Annotated in this window: 19 protein-coding genes; 13 read left to right on the top strand and 6 right to left on the bottom strand. The window is 65.5% G+C overall.

The genetic code is table 11. The features are described 5' to 3' along the window. Positions 1–1,330, bottom strand: a 1,330-nt coding sequence (locus AC6H42_RS32005) for an ATPase, T2SS/T4P/T4SS family (RefSeq protein ID WP_497549825.1), incomplete at its 3' end; no start/stop codon positions are given. A 121-nt stretch (positions 1,331–1,451) separates the two neighbouring features. Further along, entirely contained in the window at positions 1,452–2,729 is a 1,278-nt protein-coding gene (locus tag AC6H42_RS32000) for an HlyC/CorC family transporter (protein WP_057153370.1), read from the bottom strand. 155 nt (positions 2,730–2,884) lie between these two features. Between AC6H42_RS32000 and AC6H42_RS31995 the strand changes: the two genes are divergently transcribed. From AC6H42_RS31995 to AC6H42_RS31985, 3 genes are all read left to right on the top strand, one after another. Further along, entirely contained in the window at positions 2,885–3,763 is an 879-nt protein-coding gene (locus AC6H42_RS31995; RefSeq protein ID WP_497549824.1) for a helix-turn-helix domain-containing protein, read from the top strand. 78 nt (positions 3,764–3,841) lie between these two features. Beyond that, positions 3,842–4,348 carry a NuoB/complex I 20 kDa subunit family protein gene (locus AC6H42_RS31990; RefSeq protein ID WP_057153372.1) on the top strand — a complete coding sequence of 169 codons (507 nt, stop codon included), beginning with the start codon at positions 3,842–3,844 and terminating at the stop codon, positions 4,346–4,348. Positions 4,349–4,465: 117 nt separating this feature from the next. Further along, positions 4,466–5,629, top strand: coding sequence for a right-handed parallel beta-helix repeat-containing protein (locus tag AC6H42_RS31985; protein WP_497549823.1), 1,164 nt, complete (start codon positions 4,466–4,468; stop codon positions 5,627–5,629). Positions 5,630–5,647: 18 nt separating this feature from the next. Here the strand turns inward: AC6H42_RS31985 and AC6H42_RS31980 are convergent, their stop codons facing one another. Both AC6H42_RS31980 and AC6H42_RS31975 read right to left on the bottom strand, forming a co-directional pair. Next, positions 5,648–7,009, bottom strand: coding sequence for a sodium/glutamate symporter (locus tag AC6H42_RS31980; protein WP_057153373.1), 1,362 nt, complete (start codon positions 7,007–7,009; stop codon positions 5,648–5,650). 7 nt (positions 7,010–7,016) lie between these two features. Next, positions 7,017–7,334, bottom strand: a complete 318-nt coding sequence (locus AC6H42_RS31975) for a PsiF family protein (protein ID WP_057153374.1) — start codon at positions 7,332–7,334, stop codon at positions 7,017–7,019. Between the two features lie 114 nt (positions 7,335–7,448). Between AC6H42_RS31975 and AC6H42_RS31970 the strand changes: the two genes are divergently transcribed. Next, positions 7,449–7,877, top strand: a complete 429-nt coding sequence (locus AC6H42_RS31970; RefSeq protein ID WP_497549822.1) for an META domain-containing protein — start codon at positions 7,449–7,451, stop codon at positions 7,875–7,877. A 176-nt stretch (positions 7,878–8,053) separates the two neighbouring features. Next, on the top strand, positions 8,054–9,313 hold the full coding sequence (locus AC6H42_RS31965) for a glutamate carboxypeptidase (protein ID WP_497549821.1): 1,260 nt from the start codon (positions 8,054–8,056) through the stop codon (positions 9,311–9,313). A 79-nt stretch (positions 9,314–9,392) separates the two neighbouring features. Here the strand turns inward: AC6H42_RS31965 and bla are convergent, their stop codons facing one another. After that, a complete protein-coding gene (bla, locus tag AC6H42_RS31960; RefSeq protein ID WP_497549820.1) occupies positions 9,393–10,274 on the bottom strand; it encodes a class A beta-lactamase in 882 nt (293 codons plus the stop codon). Further along, a complete protein-coding gene (uraH, locus tag AC6H42_RS31955; RefSeq protein WP_057153377.1) occupies positions 10,274–10,627 on the bottom strand; it encodes a hydroxyisourate hydrolase in 354 nt (117 codons plus the stop codon). The genes bla and uraH overlap by 1 nt, the downstream gene beginning before the upstream one ends. An 82-nt stretch (positions 10,628–10,709) precedes the next feature. On the opposite strand from uraH, the gene puuE reads away from it, so the two are divergent. From puuE to AC6H42_RS31915, 8 genes are all read left to right on the top strand, one after another. Beyond that, on the top strand, positions 10,710–11,663 hold the full coding sequence (gene puuE, locus AC6H42_RS31950) for an allantoinase PuuE (protein WP_057153378.1): 954 nt from the start codon (positions 10,710–10,712) through the stop codon (positions 11,661–11,663). An 85-nt stretch (positions 11,664–11,748) separates the two neighbouring features. Further along, positions 11,749–13,215: a xanthine dehydrogenase small subunit gene (gene xdhA, locus AC6H42_RS31945; RefSeq protein ID WP_497549819.1), complete on the top strand. Its 1,467-nt coding sequence runs from the start codon at positions 11,749–11,751 to the stop codon at positions 13,213–13,215. A gap of 25 nt (positions 13,216–13,240) precedes the next feature. Then, positions 13,241–15,589, top strand: a complete 2,349-nt coding sequence (xdhB, locus tag AC6H42_RS31940; RefSeq protein WP_057153380.1) for a xanthine dehydrogenase molybdopterin binding subunit — start codon at positions 13,241–13,243, stop codon at positions 15,587–15,589. Continuing rightward, complete coding sequence (xdhC, locus tag AC6H42_RS31935) at positions 15,586–16,677, top strand: xanthine dehydrogenase accessory protein XdhC (protein WP_497549818.1); 1,092 nt, start codon at positions 15,586–15,588, stop codon at positions 16,675–16,677. The genes xdhB and xdhC overlap by 4 nt, the downstream gene beginning before the upstream one ends. Before the next feature lie 10 nt (positions 16,678–16,687). Next, positions 16,688–17,992, top strand: a complete 1,305-nt coding sequence (guaD, locus tag AC6H42_RS31930; RefSeq protein WP_057153382.1) for a guanine deaminase — start codon at positions 16,688–16,690, stop codon at positions 17,990–17,992. Between the two features lie 93 nt (positions 17,993–18,085). Continuing rightward, positions 18,086–19,585: an adenosine deaminase family protein gene (locus AC6H42_RS31925; RefSeq protein ID WP_497549817.1), complete on the top strand. Its 1,500-nt coding sequence runs from the start codon at positions 18,086–18,088 to the stop codon at positions 19,583–19,585. 517 nt (positions 19,586–20,102) lie between these two features. Next, positions 20,103–22,430 carry a TonB-dependent receptor gene (locus AC6H42_RS31920; RefSeq protein WP_229418048.1) on the top strand — a complete coding sequence of 776 codons (2,328 nt, stop codon included), beginning with the start codon at positions 20,103–20,105 and terminating at the stop codon, positions 22,428–22,430. A 174-nt stretch (positions 22,431–22,604) separates the two neighbouring features. Continuing rightward, the gene (locus AC6H42_RS31915; RefSeq protein ID WP_497549816.1) at positions 22,605–24,305 is read left to right on the top strand and encodes a bifunctional metallophosphatase/5'-nucleotidase; all 1,701 of its coding nucleotides are present in this window, start codon (positions 22,605–22,607) and stop codon (positions 24,303–24,305) included. Positions 24,306–24,322 lie beyond the last annotated feature (17 nt).

Here is a 24,322-nt window from a genome sequence, read left to right as displayed (position 1 = left end):
TGTTCATCAAACGCGTCAGCGTGGATGGCGCGTCGTTGGTGTGCAGCGTGGAGAACACCATGTGGCCGGTCTGCGCCGCCTTGATGGCGATGTCGGCCGTTTCCAGGTCGCGGATCTCGCCCACCATGATGATGTCCGGATCCTGGCGCAGGAAGGATTTCAGCGCCACCGGGAAGGTCAGGCCGGCGCGGTCGTTGACGTTGACCTGGTTCACGCCGGGCAGGTTGATCTCGGCCGGGTCTTCAGCGGTGGAAATGTTGATGCCCGGCTTGTTCAGGATGTTCAGGCAGGTGTACAGCGACACCGTCTTGCCGGAGCCGGTCGGGCCGGTCACCAGCACCATGCCGTAGGGGCGCTGGATGGCGTCCAGCAGCAGGTCTTTCTGGTCCGGGTCGTAGCCCAGCGAGTCGATGCCCATCTGGGCCTGGGTCGCGTCCAGGATACGCATCACGGTCTTTTCGCCGAACAGGGTCGGCAGGGTGGACACGCGCAGGTCGACCGTCTTGGTGGGCGAGACGATCAGGCGCATGCGGCCATCCTGCGGCACGCGTTTTTCCGAGATGTCCAGCTTGGCCAGCACCTTGATGCGCGACACCAGCTTGTCCTTGATCGACACCGGCGGCTGCGCGTGTTCCATCAGCACGCCGTCGACGCGGAAGCGGATGCGGTAGAACTTTTCGAATGGTTCAAAATGCAAGTCCGATGCACCCATGCCAACGGCGTCCATCAGCATCTTGTTCAGGAAGCGCACGATGGGCGCGTCTTCCACTTCGTTGGCGGCCTGCTCGGCGGCGGCCGAGGGCGCTTCGGTTTCGTCGGCGAACTGGATTTCCTGCTCGTCGCCGGCCAGTTCGTTCAGGTTTTGCTCGGCGCTGCGGCCCAGGCTGCCCAGCATGGCCAGCAGCGCATCGTGCGCCACGATCACCGGTTCCACCAGCGATTCGGTCTGGAACTTGATCTGGTCCAGCGCCTGGGTGTTGGTGGGGTCCGAGATCGCCACCGACATCTTGTTGCCGCGCTTGGACAGGGCGATCACGCGCTGGCCCTGCATCAGCTTGGCGTCGATGATCTTGGGCGGCAGCGCGTCGATGCTGAACGCGGCCAGGTCCATCAGCGGGTAGGCGAACGTTTCGGAACAGAAGGAGGCTAGCTCGCGGGCCTGGATGGCGTTGCTGGCCAACAAGGTGTCGATAAACGGCAGCTTGTCGGCCAAGGCCTTCTTTTGCAGCGCGTCCGCCTGCACCGGCGTCAGCCGGCCGGCTTGCATCAAGGCCCGCGCCAGTCCCGCCATGGGGGCGCTGGACGCCGTATTGGGTTGAACTGCTGCCATAGAAGCGCGCTGTCAGGAAAACTACATAAGGAGGCTGGCACCGGGGCCATCCACCGGATGATGCCCGGAGGCATCACTTTTGTAAAGCAAGATCCCTACCGTGCGCCGATCTATGACAACCTTATGCGCCGGCCCGTATCAATTTCACGACTTTGATGGCCTGGTTCTGCACCTGCACCACCTCGATGACGCAACCGCCGAGGCGCACGCTGATGGCCGCCTCCGGAATTTCCTGCAAGTATTCGAGCAGCATCCCGTTCAATGTTTTCGGTCCGTCCAGGGGGAAGTTTAATCCCAGCCGCTTATTGATGTCACGCAAGGCCGTGGCGCCTTCCAGCAGGCAGTCGCCGGACGCGGTCCAGTTGAAGCTGTCGGCGCGCGCGGCGCCCGGGGTTGATGTCGTAAATTCACCGATCATTTCCTCGATGATATCGTCCAGCGTCACCAGGCCCTGCACTTCGCCGTACTCGTCGACGATGATGCCGAGGCGTTCCTTGTTCTCCTGGAAGTACTGCAGCTGGGCAAACACGCCGGTGTCCTGCGGAATGAAGTAGGGCTCGGACAGCAGCGCGCGGAAGTGCTCGGCCGTCAGTTCGTCCTCCTGGGTCAGCAGCGCCATGGCCTTGCGCACGTGCAGGATACCGGCGATCTGGTTGATCTCGCCTTCGTAGACCGGCAGCTTGTTGTGGTAGCAGGTGGTCAGCTGCTGCACGATTTCCTCCACCGGCGCGGCCAGGTTGAGCGCTTCGATCTGGCTGCGCGGCGTCATCACGTCTTCGATGGAAATGGCTTCCAGGTCGAACAGGTTGAGCAGGATGCTCTTGTGCTTTTGCGGGATGAAGTTGCCGCCTTCCAGCACCAGCGAGCGCAGCTCCTCGGGCGACAGGCGGGTGTCGCGCAGCGGCGTGCCCATCTTGATGCGGAACAGCTTCAGCACCACGCCCACGAACAGGTTGGTGAACCAGATCACCGGCTTGGCGGCCGCCATCAGCGGCCGCAGGATGGTGGCGGTGGGCAGGGCGATCTGCTCGGGGTAGGTGGCGCCTATCATCTTCGGCGAGATCTCGGCGAACACCACCAGCAGAAAGGTCATGCAGGCGGTGGAGGCCACAATCAGCCACTCGTCGTAGCCGAAGGTGTGGATCACGATGGCCGTGACCAGCGCGATGGCGGTGGCGTTGATCAGCGTGTTGGCAATCAGCACCAGCGACAGCAGCTTGTCAGTGCGGTCCAGCAGCCACAGGGTGGCCAGCGCACGCCGGCTGCCGCGCTTGGCCTGGTGGCGCAAACGGTAGCGGTTGGCCGCCATCAGGGCGGTTTCGGCCATGGCGAAGAACGCCGAGCACAGGATCAGGAAAGCAAGCGCAAGAAATTGCGCCCATATGGGAACGGTATCCAATGGGTCACCGTGAAGAAACTGGCATGGGGAATAGCTGGTCAGGCGTGGCCGGCCCAGAGCGGGAAGCTGCACAATGCGGCTTCAGAGTGGTGGATTTTAAGTCAAGCCCAGCCGGGGTGCAAGCCGGACACTGTTTCCACGGCTATAATCCGGCCATGGACTGTCCATATCCCCCTGCCGGCGCGGCCCTGCGGCTGGCGTTGCCGCCGCCGCCGGCGCTGTCCGGGCTGCTGCATCATTTCCACATCGAGTACGCCAGCGCGGGCCGGGTGGTGGTGCCGGCGTCGCCGCTGGCCCAGCTGACCTTTTTCATCGAAGGCGGCTCGCTGCTTGCGCCAGAGCAAGGCCGGCAAGGCCAGCCGCGCTTGCTGAACCGGCCCTTCGTCTGCGGGCCCATGTCGCGTGCCATGCCGGCCGAGTGGCAGCCGGGCACCACCTTCGTCAGCGCGCTGATCGAGCCGTCCCGCTTCAGCGGCCTGTTCGGCCTGCCCTTGAACGCTTTGCTCAACCTGCCGGTACCGCTGGACGATGCTGTTCCCGGCCTGCCGTACCGGGAGCTGCAGCAGCGCCTGCTGGCCACGCGCGACGCGGCGCGCTGGGTGGCGCTGATGTCGGACTGGCTGCTGCGGCTGGCCGCGCGCCGCGAGCATGCGCTGCGCGCCGCGTTCCGCCTGCCCGCCGCACTGCTGTTCTGCCCGGCGGAGAGCATCGCCCTGCAGCATGGCATCAGCGTGCGCCAGTTCGAGCGGCGCTTCCTGGCCGCCTACGGCCAGAACCTGCGCGACAGCCGCCGCCTGGCGCGCTATGCGCGTGCGCTGGCGATGATGATGTCGTGCCCGCAGCCCTTGCCGCGCGGGCAGCTGACCCGCATCGCCATGGATGCCGGCTACCACGACCAGGCCCACATGGTGCGCGATTTCGGCGACCTGCTGGGCCAGGCCCCGGGCGCCCTGATGGCGGGACCGGACACCGGCGAGCTGCGCCTGCTGCGCTACGACGCGCATTCCCGGCCGGCGGTGGTGCAGGGCTGGTGACATTGCCCGGCTGTCGTGTCGGTACAATGAAGCGCATGCCGTTCCCGCTATCGTGTGCTGAAACGACAGGGGAGTGCTATGAATGAAACGACTGGCTTGCCGACGCTGGAAGGCGACGGCTTTATCTTGACGTCGGTGGACGGCCTGCTGCACGCGGCCAAGAGCGACAGCTTGTGGTACCTGAGCTTCGGCCTGGCCTGCTGCGCGGTGGAGATGATGCAAGCTGCCGCCGCACGCTACGACATGGACCGCTTCGGCATGGTGCCGCGCCCGTCGCCGCGCCACGCGGACCTGATGATCATCTCCGGCACGCTGACCAACAAGATGGCGCGCGCCGTGCGCCGCTCCTACGACCAGATGCCGGAGCCGCGCTACGTGGTGTCGATGGGCTCGTGCGCCAACGGCGGCGGCTACTACCACTACAGCTACTCGGTGGTGCGCGGCTGCGACCGCATCGTGCCGGTCGATATCTATGTGCCGGGCTGCCCGCCCACGCCGGAAGCGTTGCTGTACGGTCTGCTCCAGCTGCAAAACAAGATACGCGGACCCAAGGCCGGGCGCTTGCCGAACGAAATCGCGCGCTGACACTTGCCGGACCGGTGCGCAGGCAGCGTAAAATTGCGATTCCGACTATCAGGAGAATTGCATGATGACGTTGCGCGCCCGCAGCCTGGCCCTCGCAGTATCGATGAGTTTCGCACCTTGCGCCGCTTGGGCCGCGACCCTGACCGTGGGACCGGGCATGGCGTATGCGCGGCCCTGCCTGGCGTTTGCCGCCGCCCGCAGCGGCGCACGGTGGAGATCGAGGCCGGCCTCTATCCCGGCGAGGTATGCCGCATCACGCCCAATTTCCTCACCATCCGCGGCATGCGCGGACGCGCGCGCATCGACGCGCAGGGGCGCGGCGCGGAGGGCAAGGGCGCGTGGATCATCGCCGGCAACGACGTGACGGTCGACAACGTGGAGATCTTCAACGCCAAGGTGTCCGACAAGAACGGCGCCGCGCTGCGCATCGAGGGCAACAACTTCACGCTGAAGAACAGCTTCCTGCACGACAACGAGAACGGCGTGCTGACCGGCGCCTCGCCCACCAGCCGCATCGTGATCGAGAACAGCGAGTTCGGGCGCAACGGCGACGGCAGCGGCCAGACCCACAACATCTATGTGGGGGATGTGGCCAGCCTGACGTTCCGCTTCAACTATTCGCACGACGCCAACATCGGCCACAACCTGAAGTCGCGCGCGCGCATCAACACCATCGCCTACAACCGCTTCTCCAGCCTGGCGCCGGGCGAGAAGGGCAGCACCGCCGCCGGCCGGCCCAGCTTCGAGATCGACCTGCCGAACGCGGGCGCGGCCTACGTGCTGGGCAACGTGATCCAGCAGCCGGCCGACAACGACAACAATACCCTGCTGGCCTACGGCAACGAGGCCAGCGGCCCGAACGACATGCTGTACGTGGTGAACAATACCTTCATCAACGACGACAAGCGCAACGGCGTGTTCGTGCGCGTGCATGAGCGCATCAAGACGCCGGCGCATATCCAGAACAATATCTTCGCCGGCAAGGGCATCGTGACCAACCAGGCTGCGGCGGTGCAGCGCCGCAACCACGCCGCCATGGAGGTTGAGTTCGTCGACCGCGCCAACTACGTGCTGGTGCCCACCGAGAACGCCAAGATCATCAACGCCGGCGCCGAGCCGCCCATGCTGCCGTCCGGCGTGGCGCTGCGGCCCACCATGCAGTACAGGCATCCGGCCGGCGGCATGCAGCGGCCGGTGTTGGGCGCGCTGGACATCGGCGCCTACCAGGCGGTGATCGTGGAGAAGAGCAAGAAGAGCTGGTATGAGGGCTTGCTGAAGTAAGCCGCTGCCGGCGCGGCGTCAGCCCAGCATGCGCAGGAAGGCGCTGATCACCGGCGCGTTGGTCAGGTCGATCAGGAAGCCGCCGGTGGGCGGCACGATGGTGGTGGCGCGCGGCGCCGGGCCGCGCTGGCGGGTGATGGCGTCCATCGCGGCGACGGCGGTGGCGGTCGAGCCGATGCCATAGCCCGCCAGCCCCGCCGTGGCCACGCCGGCTTCATGGTTGCGGCCCAGCAGCGGCCACGCGATGGCGGCGCAAAACAGCAAGGTCAGCGCAATATTGACGGCCAGGATGGCCAGCATGGGGCCGGCCACCGAGGCCAGGTCGGCCAGGTTCAGCGCGGCCAGTGTCACGGCCAGGAACAGCGGCAGCAGCACGGCGGCGATGCGGGCGATGGTCTCGCCGCGCAGCCAGGCGCCGCCCAGCGCATCATGGATGGCGCGCACCGCAAAGCCCAGCAGCAGGGCGCCCATGTAGGCGGGCAGGGCGGCGCCGGCGCGGTCCAGCCCGAAGCTCACCCAGGCGCCCGCCTTCACGCACGCGGCCACCACCAGCAGATGCAGCAGCGCGCCGCGCCCCAGCGCTGCAAGCGCGCGCGCGTCCGCGAAAAAATGGGCCACGGCAGGCGCCGCCCTGGCGCCTTGTGCCGTCATGCCGGTTGCCGCCCCGCCGGCGGCCGGGTGGGGCGCCGCGCGGCCCGGCTGATCGCTGGCAGCGTCCGTTGCCGTGCTGCCCTGCGCCGCGATGGGCGACACCTTGCGCAGCAGCCATGCGCCCAGCGGGCCGGACAGCAGCGCGCCCGCGACCAGGCCGAAGGTGGCGGCCGAGGCGCCGATGGCCGCCGCCGAGGCCAGCCCCGCCTGCTCGAAGCGCGACGCGAACCCGAGCGCGGTCCCATGCCCGCCCACCAGCGTCAGCGAGCCGCACGCCACGCCCAGCAAGGCCGGCGCGCCCAGCGCCACGGCCACCGCCGCGCCGGCGGCATTCTGCAGCGCCGCCAATGCCGTGGTTGCCAGCAGCAGCACCAGCAGCATGCGTCCGCCGCCCAGCAGCACGCGCAGCGGCGCGCCCAGCCCCACGCAAGTGAAGAAGGCGATCAGCAGCGGCAGATTGAGATTTTTGGCCGGCCGCGCCAGCCATTCGATATCCGGCGTCACCAGCCAGGTCCACCAGCCTGCGTCGACCTTGGTGCCGAAACCGACCGTGGCCAGCCCGGACAAATTGAGGCACAGGCAGGCCGCGCTGAACAGCAGCCCGCCCGCGACGGGAACAGGAATATTGATGCGCGCCAGCACCGGTATCCGCTTCAGCAGCCATTCGCCCAGCAACAGGATGGGGACGGCGAGCAGCAGCAGATACCAGGGAGAATATGCCGGCGTCATCGGCCGCTTACTTCTTGGCGCTCAGGCATTCCTTCATGAAGGCCTTGCGTTCATCGCCTTTCTTGCCGGCGGCGTCGGCGTTGCAGGTCTTCATTTTGGTCTGTTGGGTCACGGGCGCGGCCGGCTTGGCGCTCAGGCAATCCTTCATGAAAGCCTTGCGCTCATCGCCTTTTTTGCCGGCGGCGTCGGCGTTGCAGGTCGCCATCTTGGACTGCTGCGAATTCTTTGGCGCCGACGCCGCCGGCGCTGCCTCAGGCGCCGCGGATGCGGAAGCGGCGGAAGCGAAAGCGGCGACAGCAGCGATAACAGCAATAATTTTTTTCATGGACGTATTCCTGTAAAGTTGAGTGGCGAAACTGCAAGGCTAACTATACGACAGTATTTCTGAATTCATGTTACTTAAGTGTATTTGAAGCAACACAACGTAAAGGAGCGGGCGATGCAAACTTTGAACAAGCGGAAATTGACGATGGCGGCCACGGCCGCAGTGGTGCTGGCGTTCGCCAGCGGTTGCAGCACCACCCCGGCCGCGCCGCCGAGCGCCGCGCTGACTGGCACGTCGTGGCAGCTGGCCGATCTGGGCGGCCAGCCCGCCGGCAAGCAGTCCTTGCAGTTCGACGCGTCGAAAGGCATGGTGTCCGGCAGCGGCGGCTGCAACAGCTTCACCGGTGCCTATCAGTGGAGCGGCAAGTCCCTGAAGATGGGGCCGCTCGCGTCCACCCGCCGCGCCTGCACGGATGAATCCGCCAGCCGTCAGGAAAATGCCTACTTGCAGGCGCTGGACGCCACCCGCACCTGGCAAGTGGAAGGCAAGACCCTGATCCTCAGCGGCGACAGCGGCCAAGTAGCCCGTTTTACCGCACAGTAGCAGCGATTCCGGCGCAGCCCGGCAATGCGGCCCGTCGCAGGGCCCTATGGGCCTGGGAATGGACATTGTTTTGTGTATGAATTCGTCCAAGACTATGCCCGAACGGGCTGCATCACAAGCACACCACAGGACCGTACGTTATTATTCGCTCACCAATATTTCCTGCGGGAGCAGCGATGAGCAAACGGGCTGGCGGGTTGACGGTGGCGAGGGCAGCGGCGCGGGTCGCGTTGATGGCGCTGGCGGCGGGGGCGGTCGGGCACGCGGCGGCGGCCGCGGCGGGCAAGCCGGACCAGGCGCTGCTGGCCAAGGCTGAGCAGGCCAGGCCGGAGGCGCTCAAGCTGCTGGAGCGCCTCGTCAATATCGACTCGGGCACCTTCAACGGGCCTGGCCTGGACCGGGTCGGCGCCCTCGCGCAGGAGGAGCTCAAGCGGCTGGGCGCGCAAGTGGAAACCTTCGCCGCCACGCCTGCGCTGAGCCGCAACATCCAGGCCACGTTGACCGGCACCGGCAAGGGCCGCATCCTGCTGGTGGCGCACATGGATACGGTGTTCCCGGACGGCGCAGCCGCCGCGCGGCCGTTCCGCATCGAGGGCGCGCGGGCCTATGGTCCCGGCATCATGGACGACAAGGGCGGCATCGTGATCGCGCTGACGGCGCTGAAGATATTGAAGCAGTCCGGCGACACCGGCTACGGCAAGATCACCGTGCTGCTCAACACCAACGAGGAAACCGGTTCGCACGGCACGCGCGCGCTGATGGAGAAGCTGTCCAGGGAACACGACGTGGCGCTGAACCTGGAGCCGGGCCGCCCGGCCGACGGTCTGGTGGTGGTGCGCAAGGGCAGCGGCGAAATCGCGCTGGAAGTGACCGGCAAGGCTGCCCACGCGGGCGTGGCGCCGGATTCCGGCCGCAACGCGGCCATGGAGGCGGCGCACCAGATGCTGCAGCTGGCCAAGCTGGCGGACCCGGCCAGGCAGACCACCGTCAATTTCACCGTCATCAAGTCCGGCGAGCGCAGCAATGTGATCCCGGACCGGGCCACGGCGGAGGCGGACGTGCGGGTGGCGGTGCCGGAGGAATTCGACCGCGTGGAGCAGGACCTGGCGCGCATCTCGGCCCACCGCCTGATCCCGGACACCGAGGTCAGCGCCAGGCTGCGGCGCGGATTCCCGCCGATGCCGAAAAGCCCGGTGACGGACGCGGTGGCCGCCAAGGCGCAGGCGGTATATGGGGAACTGGGCCGCAAGCTGACGCTGGAGAGCTCCGGCGGCGCGGCCGACGCCAGCCTCACCTACGCCGCCGGCGTGCCGACCGTCGACGGGCTGGGGATAGTCGGCGGCGCGATCCACACGCCGGAGGAATATGCGGAAGTGGAGTCCATCGCGCCGCGTGTCTACCTGCTGGCGCGGCTGATTCAGGAGTACGGGCGCTAGCGGCGGGCGCCTGGCGGGTTTGGGCGTGCCTGCCGCTAGCCGCCCTACGGCCTGGGCTTGGTGCGTAGGGCGGGCGGGTTCATGCCTTGGCCAGCAGCGCGATGGCGGCGCTGGCGGCGCCGGCGATGATGTCTTCGCGGTAGCCGGCGTCTTCCTTGTTGTGCGCGGTGTAGACCGCGATGACGATGGGCGCCTGGCCGGGCGGCCAGATCACCGCGACGTCGTTGCGCGCGCCGTAGGCGCCGCCGCCGGTCTTGTCGCCCACGGTCCAGCCGGCCGGCGTGCCTGCGCGGATCAGCTTGCCGCCCGTGGTGTTGCCCACCAGCCAGTCCTTCAGCTGTTGGCGCTGCGGCGCGGGCAGGGCGTCGCCCACCACCAGCGCCTGCAGGCTGCGCATCATCGCCAGCGGCGTGGTGGTGTCGCGCGGGTCGCCGGGAATGGCGCTGTTCAGTTCGGTTTCCCAGCGGTCCAGCCGGAACGCGGTGTCGCCGATGCTGCGCGCGAACGCCGTCACCGCTTCCGGGCCGCCCAGCACTTTCATCAGCAGGTTGGCGGCCGGGTTGTCGCTGTACTGCACGGTGGCCGCGCACAGTTCCGCCACCGTCATGCCCTGGGCGAGGTTCTTTTCAGTGATGGGCGCGTGCGGCACCAGGTCTTGCCTGGTGTAGCCAATGCGCCTGTTCAGCAGCGTCGCGTCGCTGGCGCTGCGTTGCAGGATGGCGCCGGCCAGCATGGCCTTGAAGGTGCTGCACACCGGAAAGCGTTCGCCCGTGCGGTGCCCGACTTGCCTGCCGTTGGCCAGGTTGATGGCGCAGACGCCCAGCCGTCCGCCCAGGTCTTTCTCCAGCGCCGCGAATGCGGTCAGGGGCTGGTCGGGCGCGTTGGGCGCATCGGCCGCCCATGCTTGATGGATGATGACAGGGGTAAGGACGGTGGCGCCCAGAAAATGACGACGTTGCATCAGCTGCCTCGGTAAGTGGAATAGGACCACGGCGTGACCACCAGTGGCACGTGATAATTCTGTGCTGGGTCGGCAATGCCGAACGCCAGCGTCACCAGATCGATGAATCGCGGGGATGGCAAGTCTACCCCCTGGCCGGCGAAATAGTCGCCCGCGTTGAACACCAGTTCGTACTGGCCGGCCTTCATGCTGTCGCCTTCCAGCAGCGGCGTGGCGCAGCGGCCGTCGGCATTGGTGATATCCATCTTCAGCAAGACCTTGCCCTCCGGCTTCACTTCAAACAGCGCCACTTTCACCCCTGCGCCGGGCTTGCCGGCGGCGGTGTCGAGCACGTGCGTACTGAGCTTTCCCATGGTGTTTCCTATATCCGTTGAGTGAATCACGCTATCGTACAAAACCTATACTGATGTCGGCAATGCCATATATTATTGGCGGATGAGCACTTACGACAACTACCCCCGCGACATGATCGGCTACGGCCGCACTCCACCCCATGCGCAATGGCCGGGCGGCGCCCGCGTGGCGCTGCAGTTCGTTCTCAACTACGAAGAGGGCGCCGAGAACAACGTGCTGCACGGCGACCCGGCGTCCGAAACGTTCCTGTCCGAGATCATAGGCGCTGCGGCGTTTCCGATGCGCCACCTTAGCATGGAGACGATCTACGAGTACGGCTCGCGCGCCGGCTTGTGGCGCCTGCTGCGCATGTTCGAGGAACGCAAGCTGCCGCTGACCATTTTCGGCGTCTCCATGGCGCTCAAGCGCAATCCGGAGGCGGTGGCCGCCTTCCAGGAACTGAACCACGAAATCGCCTGCCACGGCCTGCGCTGGATCTCCTACCAGAACATGGACGAGGCCACCGAGCGCGCGCATATGAAGGAGGCGGTCGAGATCATCAAGGACCTGACCGGCAGCGCCCCGCAAGGCTGGTACACCGGCCGCGACTCGCCCAACACCCACAAGCTGGTGATGGAGCACGGCGGTTTCCGCTACGACGCCGACCACTACGGCGACGACTTGCCGTTCTGGCTGCCGGTGGCGCACAAGAACGAGGCGGGGCTGGATGTGGTGAGCCCGCAACTGATCGTGCCCTACACGCTGGACACCAACGACATGCGTTTTGCCGCCATGCAGGGATTTAATTCCGGCACCCAGTTCTTCGACTACCTGAAGGATGCCTTTGACACGCTGTACGCCGAGGGCGACCCGGATGGCCTGAACCGGCCGAAAATGCTGTCCATCGGCCTGCATTGCCGCCTGATCGGGCGTCCCGGCCGCGCCGCCGCGCTGGCGCGCTTCCTGGATTACGTGCAGAGCGTGGACAAAGTGTGGATCACGCGCCGCATCGATATCGCCGAGCACTGGCACGCAACCCATCCTTATTTGGTTTGACGAATATCTGACATCATCAGAATAATATAAGTAACGGGGGCCGTGAACTGCTAACCTTGTAATCTGGGACAACGCCGAGGCTACAATGTCAGATCCGATTCGTTTTTACTACCGGGGCGCCGTGCACGAAGTGAGCACGGCCTCGCCGACGCAGACCGTGCTGCAGCATTTGCGCGAAGATCTGCATTGCACGGGCACCAAGGAAGGCTGCGCCGAAGGCGACTGCGGCGCCTGCACGGTGGTGGTCGGCTCGCTGGTCGACGGCCAGGTCGAGCTCAAGTCCGTCAATTCCTGCATCCAGTTCACCCCCACGCTGGACGGCAAGGCCCTGTTTACCGTGGAAGACCTGCAGCAGCCGGACGGCGCGCTGCACCCGGTGCAGCAGGCGCTGGTGGAATGCCACGGCTCCCAATGCGGTTTCTGCACCCCCGGTTTTGTCATGTCCCTGTGGGGCATGTACCTGAAAAACGACGCGCAGCCCTGCGCCCGCAAGGAAGTGGACGACGCGCTGTCCGGCAACCTGTGCCGCTGCACCGGCTACCGTCCCATCATCGACGCCGCCCACCGCATGACCGAACTGCCCAAGGTGGAGTTCGACCGCGCCGCGCTGGCGCGGCAGCTGGAAGCGCTCAAGCGCGACAAGCTGGCCACCTACAGCGTGGGCGAGCGCCACTTCCACGCGCCGCGCACCCTGGACGAACTGACCGCGCTGCGCGCCGCGCGCCCGTCCGCACTGATCCTGGCCGGCTCCACCGACGTCGGCCTGTGGGTGACCAAGCAGATGCGCGAACTGGACGACATCATCTACCTCGGCCACGTCGACGCGCTGAAGACCATCGAGCGGGACGGCGCCATGCTGGAAATCGGCGCCGGCGTGCCGCTGAACGACGCCTACAACGCGCTGCGCCGGCACTACCCGGAGCAGCTGTCGGAAATGCAGCAGCGCTTTGCCTCGCTGCCGATCCGCAACGCCGGCACCCTGGGCGGCAACGTCGCCAACGGCTCGCCCATCGGCGACTCCATGCCGTGGATGATCGCACTGGGCAGCGAAGTGGTGCTGCGCGGCCCGGCCGGCACGCGCACGCTGGCGCTGGAAGCGTTTTATCTCGACTACCAGAAGAAGGATCTGCGTGCGGACGAATTCGTGCAGGCGGTGCGCGTGCCGCTGCCGCGCGCGGGCCTGCAGTTCCGCACCTACAAGCTGGCCAAGCGCTTCGACCAGGACATTTCCGCCGTGTGCGCCGCCTTCGCCTTCACGCTGGACGCGGGCGTGGTGCGCGACGCCCGCATCGCCTTCGGCGGCATGGCCGCCACGCCCAAGCGCGCCGCGCTGGCCGAAGCGGCGCTGAAGGGCAGGCCGTGGAGCGAGGACAACCTGGCCATCGCCATGGAGGCGCTGGCGCAGGACTACAAGCCGCTGAGCGACATGCGCGCCTCCAGCGAATACCGCATGAAGACTGCGCAGAACCTGCTGCGCCGCTTCTGGTTCGAAACCCGTGTTGACGCGCCGCTCGCGGCGAATGCCGTAAACGCGTTCGCCTGCCGCGCGTAACGGAAACAGAGGAAGAGGAGCCGCCATGAACCATCCCGGCGCAAGCGATATCAAAGCCATGGCGTGGACCGCCGTCGGCCTCGGAAAACCGCACGAATCGGCCGAACTGCACGTGCTCGGCCAGGCCACCTACACCGACGACATTCCCGAACTGCGCGGCACGCTGCACGCGGCGCTCGGCCTGTCGTCCAAGGCGCACGCCAACATCCGCGCGCTGGACCTGGACGCGGTGCGCGCTTCGCCCGGCGTGGCGGCCGTCTACACGGTAAAGGACATCCCCGGCACCAACGACTGCGGCCCCATCATCCACGACGATCCCATCCTCGCCGACGGCAAGGTGGAATACGTGGGCCAGCCCATCTTCATCGTGGTGGCGGACACGCATGACAACGCCCGCCGCGCCGCGCGCCGCGCCAATGTCACCTATGAAGAGCTGCCTGCCGTGCTGACGCCGCAAGCGGCCAAGGCCGCGCAGTCCTATGTGCTGCCGCCGATGCAGCTGAAACGCGGCGACTACCAGGCCGCGTTCGAGAAAGCGCCGCGCACCGTGAAAGGCACGCTGTACGTGGGCGGCCAGGAGCAGTTCTACCTGGAAGGCCAGATCGCGTACGCCATTCCGAAAGAGCAGAACGGCATGCAGATCCTGTGCTCCACCCAGCACCCGAGCGAAATGCAGCACGTGGTGGCGCATGCGCTGGGCCTGCATTCGCATAACGTGCAGGTGGAGTGCCGCCGCATGGGCGGCGGTTTCGGCGGCAAGGAATCGCAGTCCGCCCTGTGGTGCGCTGCTGCGGCCATCGCCGCGAGGAAGTCCGGCCGCCCTGTCAAGCTGCGCGCCGACCGCGACGACGACATGCTCGTTACCGGCAAGCGCCACTGCTTCTATTACGAATACGAAGTGGGCTACGGCGACGACGGCAAGATCATCGCCGCCAAGGTGGACATGGTGTCGCGCGCCGGCTATTCGGCCGACCTGTCCGGCCCGGTCGCCACGCGCGCGGTCTGCCACTTCGACAACACCTACTACCTGAGCGACGTGGACATCCGCGCCGCCTGCGGCAAGACCAACACCCAGTCGAACACCGCCTTCCGCGGTTTCGGCGGGCCGCAGGGCGCCATCGCCATCGAATACATCATCGACGAGATCGCGCGCGAGCTGGGGCAGGACGCCTACGACATCCGCCGCCTGAACTTCTACGGCAAGGACGAGCGCAACGTCACGCCCTACGGACAGGTCATCGTGGACAACGTGATCGCCGAGCTGACGGCGGAGCTGGAGCAGAGCAGCGAGTACCGCGCGCGCCGCGAAGCCGTGGCCGCCTACAACGCCACCAGTCCGCTGCTGAAGAAGGGCCTGGCGCTGACGCCGCTCAAGTTCGGCATCGCCTTCAACGTCACGCACCTGAACCAGGCCGGCGCGCTGGTGCACGTCTATGTGGACGGCTCCGTGCTGGTCAACCACGGCGGCACCGAGATGGGGCAGGGCATCAACACCAAGGTGCTGCAGGTGGTGGCGCATGAACTGGGCCTGGACCTGGAGCACGTGCGCATCACTGCCACCGACACCAGCAAGGTCGCCAACACTTCGGCCACCGCCGCCTCCACCGGCGCGGACCTGAACGGCAAGGCCGCGCAGGATGCCGCGCGCCAGATCCGCGAGCGCCTGTCGGCCTATGCCGTGAAGCTGTACGGCGGCGATGCGGGTGGCGTGCAGTTCTTCGACAACCGCATTCACGTCAACGGCCACGCCGTGCCGTTCGCTGAACTGGTGCAGAAGGCCTACCTGGCGCGGGTGCAGCTGTGGTCGGACGGCTACTACGCGACGCCGCACCTGCACTGGGACCCGAAGACCATGAACGGCCATCCGTTCTCCTACTACGCCTACGGCGCCGCCGTGTCCGAAGTGGTGGTGGACACGCTCACCGGCGAGTGGAAGCTGTTGCGCGCGGATGCGCTGTACGACGCGGGCCAGTCCCTCAATCCGGCGATCGATCTGGGCCAGGTGGAAGGCGCCTTCATCCAGGGCATGGGCTGGCTCACCACCGAGCAGCTGTGGTGGAACGCGGGCGGCAAGCTGATGACGCACGCGCCGTCCACCTACAAGATTCCCGGCGTGTCCGACTGCCCCGAGGACTTCCGTGTGCGCCTGTTCGAGAACCGCAACGTGGAGGACAGCATCCATCGCTCCAAGGCCGTGGGCGAGCCGCCGCTGCTGCTGCCGTTCTCGGTGTTTTTCGCCATCCGCGACGCCGTGTCGGCCGTGGGCGGCCACAAGGTCAATCCGCCGCTGAACGCACCGGCGACTTCCGAAGAAATCCTCAAGGCCATTGCCGCTGTCGAGGTGGCTGTAAAACGCGGCGGTGAAATAAAATGAGCGACTGGCTGACAGATCCTTCGGCACCGGCGGTGCTGATTACCGTGGCGCGGGTGGATGGCTCCGGCCCGCGCGAGGCCGGCACCAAGATGCTGGTGACGGCTGACCGCGAACTCGACACCATCGGCGGCGGCCACCTGGAAATGCGCGCCATCGACATTGCCCGCGAAATGCTGGCCGGGCAGGCCGTGCGCTATGAACGTTTCGCGCTCGGCCCCAGCCTGGGGCAGTGCTGCGGCGGCGTGGTCTACCTGCTGTTCGAGCGCGTCGACACCCGCCTGGGCGCCGTACTGGCAGCGTTGCGCGAGCGCCGCCGCGAAGACTGCTGGCGCCTCACAGCGGTAGACGGCCCGGCGTGCGTGGCCCTGTTCGACATGCGCGGCCAGCCACTGACGGCAGCCCCCGCTGCGCCATCGCTCGCCAGCATTCCGCTGGCCACGCCCGTCAGCGACCCGCTGTCCGTTCCCTTTTTTGCACGCGACCGTGGCGCCCACCTGATGCAAGACGCCGCCGGCCGCCGCTGGATGGTGGACCCCGTCCTGGCCCCGCGCGCGCATCTCACCCTGTTCGGCGCCGGCCACGTGGGCGCCGCCATCGTGCGCGCGCTGGCCGAGCTGCCGTGCACCGTCACCTGGGTGGACGAGCGCGAGGACATGTTCCCCGCCGATATCCCGGCCAACGTCACCGTGGAAGCGAGCGAGCTGCCGGAAGCCTGCGTGGCCCAAGCCCCGCCCAACAGCAGCTACCTGGTGCTGACCCACAACCACGCGCTGGACCAGCGCCTCACCGAAACCATCCTGCAGCGCCAGGACGTGTACTGGTTCGGCCTGATCGGCTCCAAGACCAAGCGCATGCAGTTCGAACACCGCCTGCAGGCCAAAGGCATAGACCAGGCCCGCATCGACGCCATGGTGTGCCCGATCGGCATCGCCGGCATCACCAACAAGGCGCCGGCCGTCATCGCCGCCTCCGTGTGCGCCCAGCTGCTGGGCGTGTGGGAGCAGCAGGACGCCGAACGCATGCCGAAACCCCTCAGCCAGACCGCGACCCTGCTGCGCGCAGCCGGTTCCACGCAATACAAAGTTTAGAAAGACCCTTATGCAAACGACCCAGGTGCAAGCCTACCGAGCAGGCTTGCTGCACTTTCACGCCGATCCGGCCTTCACGCCCGACGCCCACCACTGGCATGAGGACGGCCTGCTGGTGGTCGCCGATGGCAAGGTGCAGGCGGCGGGCGGCTACGCTGCGCTGCACGCCGCGCTGCCGCCCGGCGCGGTGGTGCACGACTATCGCGGCAAGCTGATCACGCCCGGGTTCATCGACACGCACGTGCACTATCCGCAGACCGACATGATCGCCTCGCCGGCGCCCGGCCTGCTGCCCTGGCTGAACACCTACACCTTCCCGACCGAGCGCCAGTTCGAAGACCCGGCGCACGCGGCCGCCACCGCCGAGTTCTTCCTCGACGAGCTGCTGCGCGTGGGCACCACCACGGCCATGGTGTATTGCACCGTGCACCCGCAATCGGTGGACGCATTCTTTGAAGCGAGCGAAAAGCGGAACCTGCGCATGGTGGCCGGCAAGGTGCTGATGGACCGCCATTGCCCGACCTTCCTGCAGGACTGCGCCGAAACCGGCGGCCGCGAAAGCGAGGATCTGATCAAGCGCTGGCACAACCGCGGCCGCGCGCAGTACGCCATCACGCCGCGCTTCGCGCCCACCTCCACCGAAGCGCAGCTGGGCGTGGCCGGCGAACTGGCGCGCGCTTATCCGGACACCTATATCCAGACCCATGTGTCCGAAAACGAGGACGAAGTGAAGTGGGTGCGCGAGCTGTTTCCGCAGGCGCGCAGCTACCTGGACGTGTACGACAGCTATGGCATGCTGCGCCCGCGCGCCATGTACGGCCACTGCATCTGGCTGGACCAGGGCGACCGCCGCCGCATGGCGGAGAGCCAGGCTGCCGCCGCCGTGTGCCCCACCTCCAACCTGTTCCTGGGCAGCGGCCTGTTCGACTTCGAGCGCGCCGACCAGGCGGGCATGCTCCTGTCGCTGGCGACGGACGTGGGCGCGGGCACCGCGTTCTCCATGTTGCAAACCATGAACGAAGCCTATAAAGTAGCGCGCTTGAAGGGCAGTTACCTGCCGGCGCTGCGCATGTTCTACCTGGCCACGCTGGGCGCGGCCCGCAGCATGCAGCTGGAAGGCACGATAGGCAGTTTTGCCGCAGGCGCGGAGGCCGATTTCGTGGTGCTGGACCCGCATGCGACGCCGCTGCTGGCGCGCCGCACGGGCCATACCGAAAGCCTGGAAGAGCTGCTGTTCGCGCTGGCTTTGCTGGGCGACGACCGCACCGTGGCCGCCACGTATTCGGCGGGGCGCATGGTGCACCGGCGTCCGTAGGGCGGGGCAGCGCAGCGCGCGTAACCCGCCGGCGCCGCCAAACTGCCCACATGGCGGGTTACAACCCGCCCTACATTTAACCGAGGGCAGCTGATGAACAAATTTTTCCCGAAACTGATGATGGCGCTGGCTGTGACGGCGGCCTGCAATGCGCAAGCCCAGAAAGCCGCTCCGAGCGCCAACGAGCAGGCAACCAGCCGCCACTTCGCCTCGCTGGTTTCGGGCAGCCAGCCCAAGTCGGCCGAACTGACTTTGTTCTTCACCATGATGCCCAAGGGCGGCGACCTGCACCACCACTATTCGGGCGCCATCTACGCCGAGCAGTTCCTGCAGTGGGTGGACAAGCAAGGCTACTGCGTCTACAAGAACAGCTACCAGATCGAAAGCGACGCCGGCAAGCTGGCGCTGGAACGCGCCGCGTCGCCGGCCACGCGCACCTGCATCAGCGGCGAAGCCGTCATGCTGGACAACACCATGCTGGCCGAGTTGCTGCAGCGCTGGGGCACCAAGGACTTCTACAACCACAGCGGCCAGCAAACCCCGCCCGACCGTACCTTCTTCGACACCTTCGGCTACTTCAACCCGGTCGCCTCGACCAACACCGCCGAAGGCCTGCGCACGCTGAAGCAGCGCGCCATCAACGAGAACGTCAGCTACATCGAAACCGTGTTCGAGCTGGCCCCGTTCACCGCCAACGCCGATTTCGACAAGGCGGTGCTGGCCAGCGGCCTGGACAGCGCCGCGCTGAACGCCAGGCTGGAAGCGCTGCTGCCGGTGCTGGACAAGGACGCCGCCTGGACCGGCTGGCTGGACGCTTATAAAAAGAACGTGGACACCGCCAGCGCCGGCATCGACGACGAGCAGTTCACCATGCGCTACCAGCCCTTTGTGCTGCGTTTCCTGTCGCCTTCGCAAGTGTTCTCGTCCATGGTGTCGGCCTTCAAGCTGGCGCGCGAGAACCCGAAAGTGGTGGGCGTGAACATTGTCGGCCAGGAAAGCACCTATGTTTCCATGCGCGACTACAAGCTGCATATGCAAATGTTCAAGTTCCTCAAATCCAAGTACCCGGACGTGAAGCTGGCGCTGCACGCGGGCGAGCTGGCGCTGGGCATGGTGCCGCCGGAAGGCCTGCAGTCGCACATCGCGGACGCCATCAACGTTGCCGGCGCCAGCCGCATCGGCCACGGCATGGACATCGCCCACGAATCGAACGCGCTGGCCACCATGAAAGCCATGCGCGAGCGCGGCATCGCAGTGGAGGTGAACCTGACCAGCAATGATTTCATTCTTGGCATCAAGGGCGACGCGCATCCTGTCACATTGTTCCGCAAGTATGGCGTACCGTTTGTCATCTCGACCGATGACGCCGGCGTTTCGCGTAACAATCTGGCCAACGAATACGTGCTGTTCGCCAGCCGCTACCCAACTTCCTACGCGGATGTAAAGAAACTGTCATATGACAGCATCCGCTACTCCTTCCTGTCCGCTGCTGAAAAACAACGCTTAAGCGCCCAGTTGGATGGCCGTTTCAAGAAGTTTGAGGCCGATGTGGCCGCCAGCACCGGCGCCGCCGGCGCCGCGCGCCAGCGCTGATGTAAGAAACGGTATCCGGCGGGGAACGCCCAAGTTTGCCGCCGGATATCGTATTTTCCCGACAAGTTTGTGGCCGTTATGCCACAGATAAGCATTCTTTCATGAAAGAAACCCATGAAAGAATTTCATCCGCTTGACGGAACCCTTATAATTCCGCCCATATAGGTCACGCGACCGGCACGTCCACGTCATCCAACTTCTGCTTTTCTCTCGCTTTTTTCCGTATTTATTTGGTTTTCGTATGAATCGCCAAACGAAAACGTATTTGTCATGCATTTTTTACTAATGCATAGTTGGCGATAGCGTTGCCGAAGTTGCAGTCCATTCGTGTCGCTGCATGTCATGAATCTGTCATAGAGATGACATCAGTAAGAAATATTGTCCAGTTAGACTGCTCCGTTTCTTGCAGAGTCTGACTGCAGTTTTGAGAAAAATTCACATAACCCCTGGGGAGTTTTACATGCAATACGTTAATCAGCCCAAGCTGCGTTTGAGTCTGATCGCTGTGGCGTGCCAAATGGCATGCGCTTCGGCCGCCTTCGCGCAAACCGCGTCCGAAGTAGCGCCGCAAGTGACCACCGGCACTGGTACCAACCAGGTCGTCATTACCAGCAAGAAGCTCGGCATGGGCCTGATGGTGACGGAAGACGCGCCAAAAGCACGTTCGACGATCACTGCCGAAGAGCTGGAAAAACAGCGTCCTACCGGCAATGCATATGAAGCGCTGGAAATGCTGCCTGCAGTAAACAGCTACAACTACGACGCAACCGGCCTGTTTGGCGGCGGCATGACCCTGCGCGGCTTCAACAGCGACCAGATCGGCGCCACCATCAACGGCGTGCCGGTCAACGACTCGGGTTCCTTCTCGGTCTACCCGCAAGAATACGTGGACCAGGAAAACACCTGCTCGCAGTTCGTCACCCAGGGCTCGACCGACGTCGACTCCCCGCAAGTGGGCGCAACCGGCGGTAACTTCGGCATTAACACCTGCAACCCCGAGAACAAGCAGCGCCTGCGCTTCATGCAGACCTTCGGTCAGCTGAACATGATGAAGACCTTCCTGCGCTACGACAGCGGTCTGTTCCCCGACGGCCGTTCCAAGCTGTTCATCTCCGCCTCGCACGCCGAGACCGACAAATGGAAAGGCAAGGGTACCGCCAAGCGCGACCACATCGACGCCGGCTTCAATTACGACTGGGATCGTTTCAACTACATCCACGCCACCGTGCTGTGGAATGATGCCGTCAACAACAACATCAACAACCTGACCCTGACCGAACTGCAAACCCAGGGCTACTATGGCGACTTCGCCGACACCTTCAAGGGCCACCTGACCCCGGTCAAGGGCACCCCGCAGACCGAAACCACCCAGTCGCCGGCGTACTACAAGCTGGGCATCAACCCGTTCAAGAACGCGATCGTGTCGGCCACCGCCAAGTTCCGCCTGAATGAAAACCTGGACATCAAAGTGCTGCCATACCTGTGGTACGGCTTCGGCAACGGCGGCATCCAGCAGCGCGCCCAGCGTGAGAACCAGTTCTACAACACCGCCAGCGGCACCCGCACCGGCGCCAAGGACCTGAACGGCGACGGCGACACCCTGGACACCATCCTGGTGGCCAACGCGTCCGTGACCAAGACCTACCGTCCTGGCGTGACCGCGTCCGCCATCTACACCCTGGGCAACCATGAAATCCTGGGCGGCTTCTGGTGGGAGCGCGCACGCCACGAGCAGACCGGCCCGATGCTGGCACTGAGCAACAGCGGCGAACGTGAAGACATCTACCTGCAAGACGGCAAGATCACCCGTCCTGACGGCACCTTCGCCAACAGCCGCGACCAGCTGACCATTTCGACCGCGCGCCAGATGTTCATCCAGGACACCATCAGCCTGATGGACGACAAGCTGAAGGTGAACCTGGGCGTGCGTACGCCGGACATCAAGCGCGACTTCACCAACTGGGGCGACGAAAACAACACCGTGCGCCAGTACAAGATGGTGCGCAAGTATGACGACGTGCTGCCGCAGCTGGGCGCCCGTTACCGCATCACCAACGACGACCAGGTCTTCATGTCGGTCGCCAAGAACATGAAAGCGCCGCCTAACTTCGTGTTCGGCAACGTTGGCACCAACGTGATCGTCACCAACGGCGTGGGCAACTTCGTCGGCGAAGTCAAGCCTGAAGTGTCGTGGAACACCGACGTCGGCTACCGCCACCAGGACTCGAAGTACATCGCGACCGTGACCTTCTTCGCAGTGGACTTCAAGGACCGCCAGGCAACCGCCTTCGATCCAGTGACCCAGGTCAGCAGCTACACCAACGTGGGCCGCGTGAAGAGCCATGGCGTGGAAGTGGAGCTGGGCAACATGCCGATCAACGGCTGGGCGTTCTACGGTTCGATCGGCTACAACAAGTCCGAGATCCAGGACAATATGCGCGTTGGCGCCAACGCCTTCCTGCCAACCGCAGGCAAGGAAATGATCAACGCGCCTAAGCTGAAGACCAGCATTTCGGCCGAGTACCAGGATGGTCCGTTCTGGGCCCGCCTGAAAGCGCGCCAGACCGGCAAGCAGCAGGCATCGTTCGTCAACGACGAAACCGCGCCAGGCTACACCACCTTCGGCCTGGACGGCGGCTACACCTTCGCCAACTTCGGTATCTTCAAGCGTCCTAAGCTGACCTTCAACGTGAGCAACATCACCAACAAGGAATACCGCAACCCATCGTCGGTATCGATCACCAACGTGAAGCCGGTGCCGGGCGTGACCACCACCACCGGTACCCAGCGTTACTACCTGGGCGCGCCGCGCTTCATCTCGGCCACCCTGTCGATCGACATCTAAGCTGATGCGCCGCGCCGCTGCAGTCGTAGCAGCGCGGAACAGCGGTAAAGCGGACCTGCGGGTCCGCTTTTTTTTGAGCCGGTTTTTTTGTATCAGCCTTGTTTCGGCGGCGCAGAGGCGGCGTTGTTTCAGGTATGCTGCAACTCTTTTCCGTAGCGTTTTTTCCCCCTCGCAATGATCAACATTTACAAGCTCCAGGCCTGTGCGCTGGCCATGGCCGCCGCGCTGCTGGCCGGCTGCGCCAGCCAGCGTCCTGCCACCGTGGTGGACATCAACATCGCCACCCTGAACGACTTCCACGGTTACATCGAAGCGAGCAAATTCTCCTACACCGACGCGCGCGGCAATGCGCGCAGTGAACTGGCCGGCGGCATCGACACCATCGCCGCCGCGCTGCAGGCCTGGCGCAAGGAAGACCCGCAGCTGCTGCTGGTGGGCGCCGGCGACCTGATCGGCGCCAGCCCGGCCATCTCCTCGATGTGGGCCGACGAGACCACGCTGGGCGCGCTCAACCTGCTGGGCATGAACGCCACCTCGGTAGGCAACCATGAATTCGACGCCGGCCGCGCCGAGCTGCTGCGCCAGCAGAAGGGCGGCTGCGTGTCGCCGCGCCCGGACAAGGCCTGCAAGTTCGAGCCGATTTACCCCGGCGCCAAGTTCCAGTACCTGGCCGCCAACGTGGTGGACATGGCGACCAACAAGCCTTTCCTGCCAGCCTACCATGTGGAGGAAGTGCGCGGCGTGAAGGTCGGCTTCATCGGCGCGGTGCTGAAAGACACCGCGCAGGTGGTGCTGGCGTCCGGCATCGCGGGCCTGCAATTCGTCGACGAGGCGCAGGCCATCAACCGCGTGCTGCCGGAACTGCGCGCGCAGGGCGTGAACGTGTTCGTGGTACTGATCCACCAGGGCGGCCGCACCAAGGACGCATTGGACCGGCAGGACTGCCCCGATCTGCAGGGCGAAATCGTGGACGTGGTGAAGCGTCTCGACCCGGCCGTGCGCGTGGTCATCAGCGGCCATTCGCACAAGGGCTATCTGTGCCGCGTGGACGGGCGCCTGGTGACGCAGGCTGAAACGGCGGGCCACGTGATGTCCCGTATCAAGCTGAGCGTGGACACGGCCACCGGCACGGTGGTGGGCGAGAGCGCCCGCAACGTGGTAATGGAGCAGGACCGCTACCCGGCCGATCCGGCCATGGTGGCGTACATGGACAGCGTGCGCAAGCGCAGCGCCGAGGTGCTGGGCAGACCGGTGGCGCGCCTGGCCGTGGCCAGGGTGGCGCGCGCCAGCGGCGACGACACCAGCGAATCGGCCATCGGCAACCTGGTGGCGGACTCCATGCTGGCCGCCGCCAAGCCATACGGCGCGCAGATCGCCTTCATGAACCGCGGCGGCCTGCGCAACGACCTGCTGTCGGGCAGCGGCAACGTGGCCACGCTGGGGCACCTGCACGCCGTGCTGCCGTTCGGGAACACGCTGGACGTGATGAACCTGACCGGCGCGCAGCTGCGCGCGCTGCTGGAAGAGCAGTGGACCGATGGGCGCAATATCGTGCGCGGCCTGCTGCAGGTGTCCAACGGTTTCACCTACCAGTGGGATCACAAGCAGCCGGCAGGACAGCGCGTCGTGCCGGGCAGCGTGCTGCTGCACGGCGTGCCGGTGGAAGACGGCGCCAGCTACCGCGTGGTGACCAACCACTTCCTGGCCGAAGGCGGCGACTACTTCCCGACCTTCGCGCGCGGCAGCAACCGCGCTCCCACCACCATACGCGACATCGACGCCCTGGCCGCCTACCTGGCCCAGCGCGACCGCGACGGCAAGCCTGCCGGCTCCGCGCAGCACGCGGGCCGTGTCCAGCGCCTGCAATCACCATGACAACCAAGGAGCCCATC

This window comes from Massilia sp. NBRC 108631 (assembly GCF_059704565.1).
Note: the sequence above shows the minus strand (reverse complement) of the source record. Positions and strands in the feature narration are given on the sequence as shown.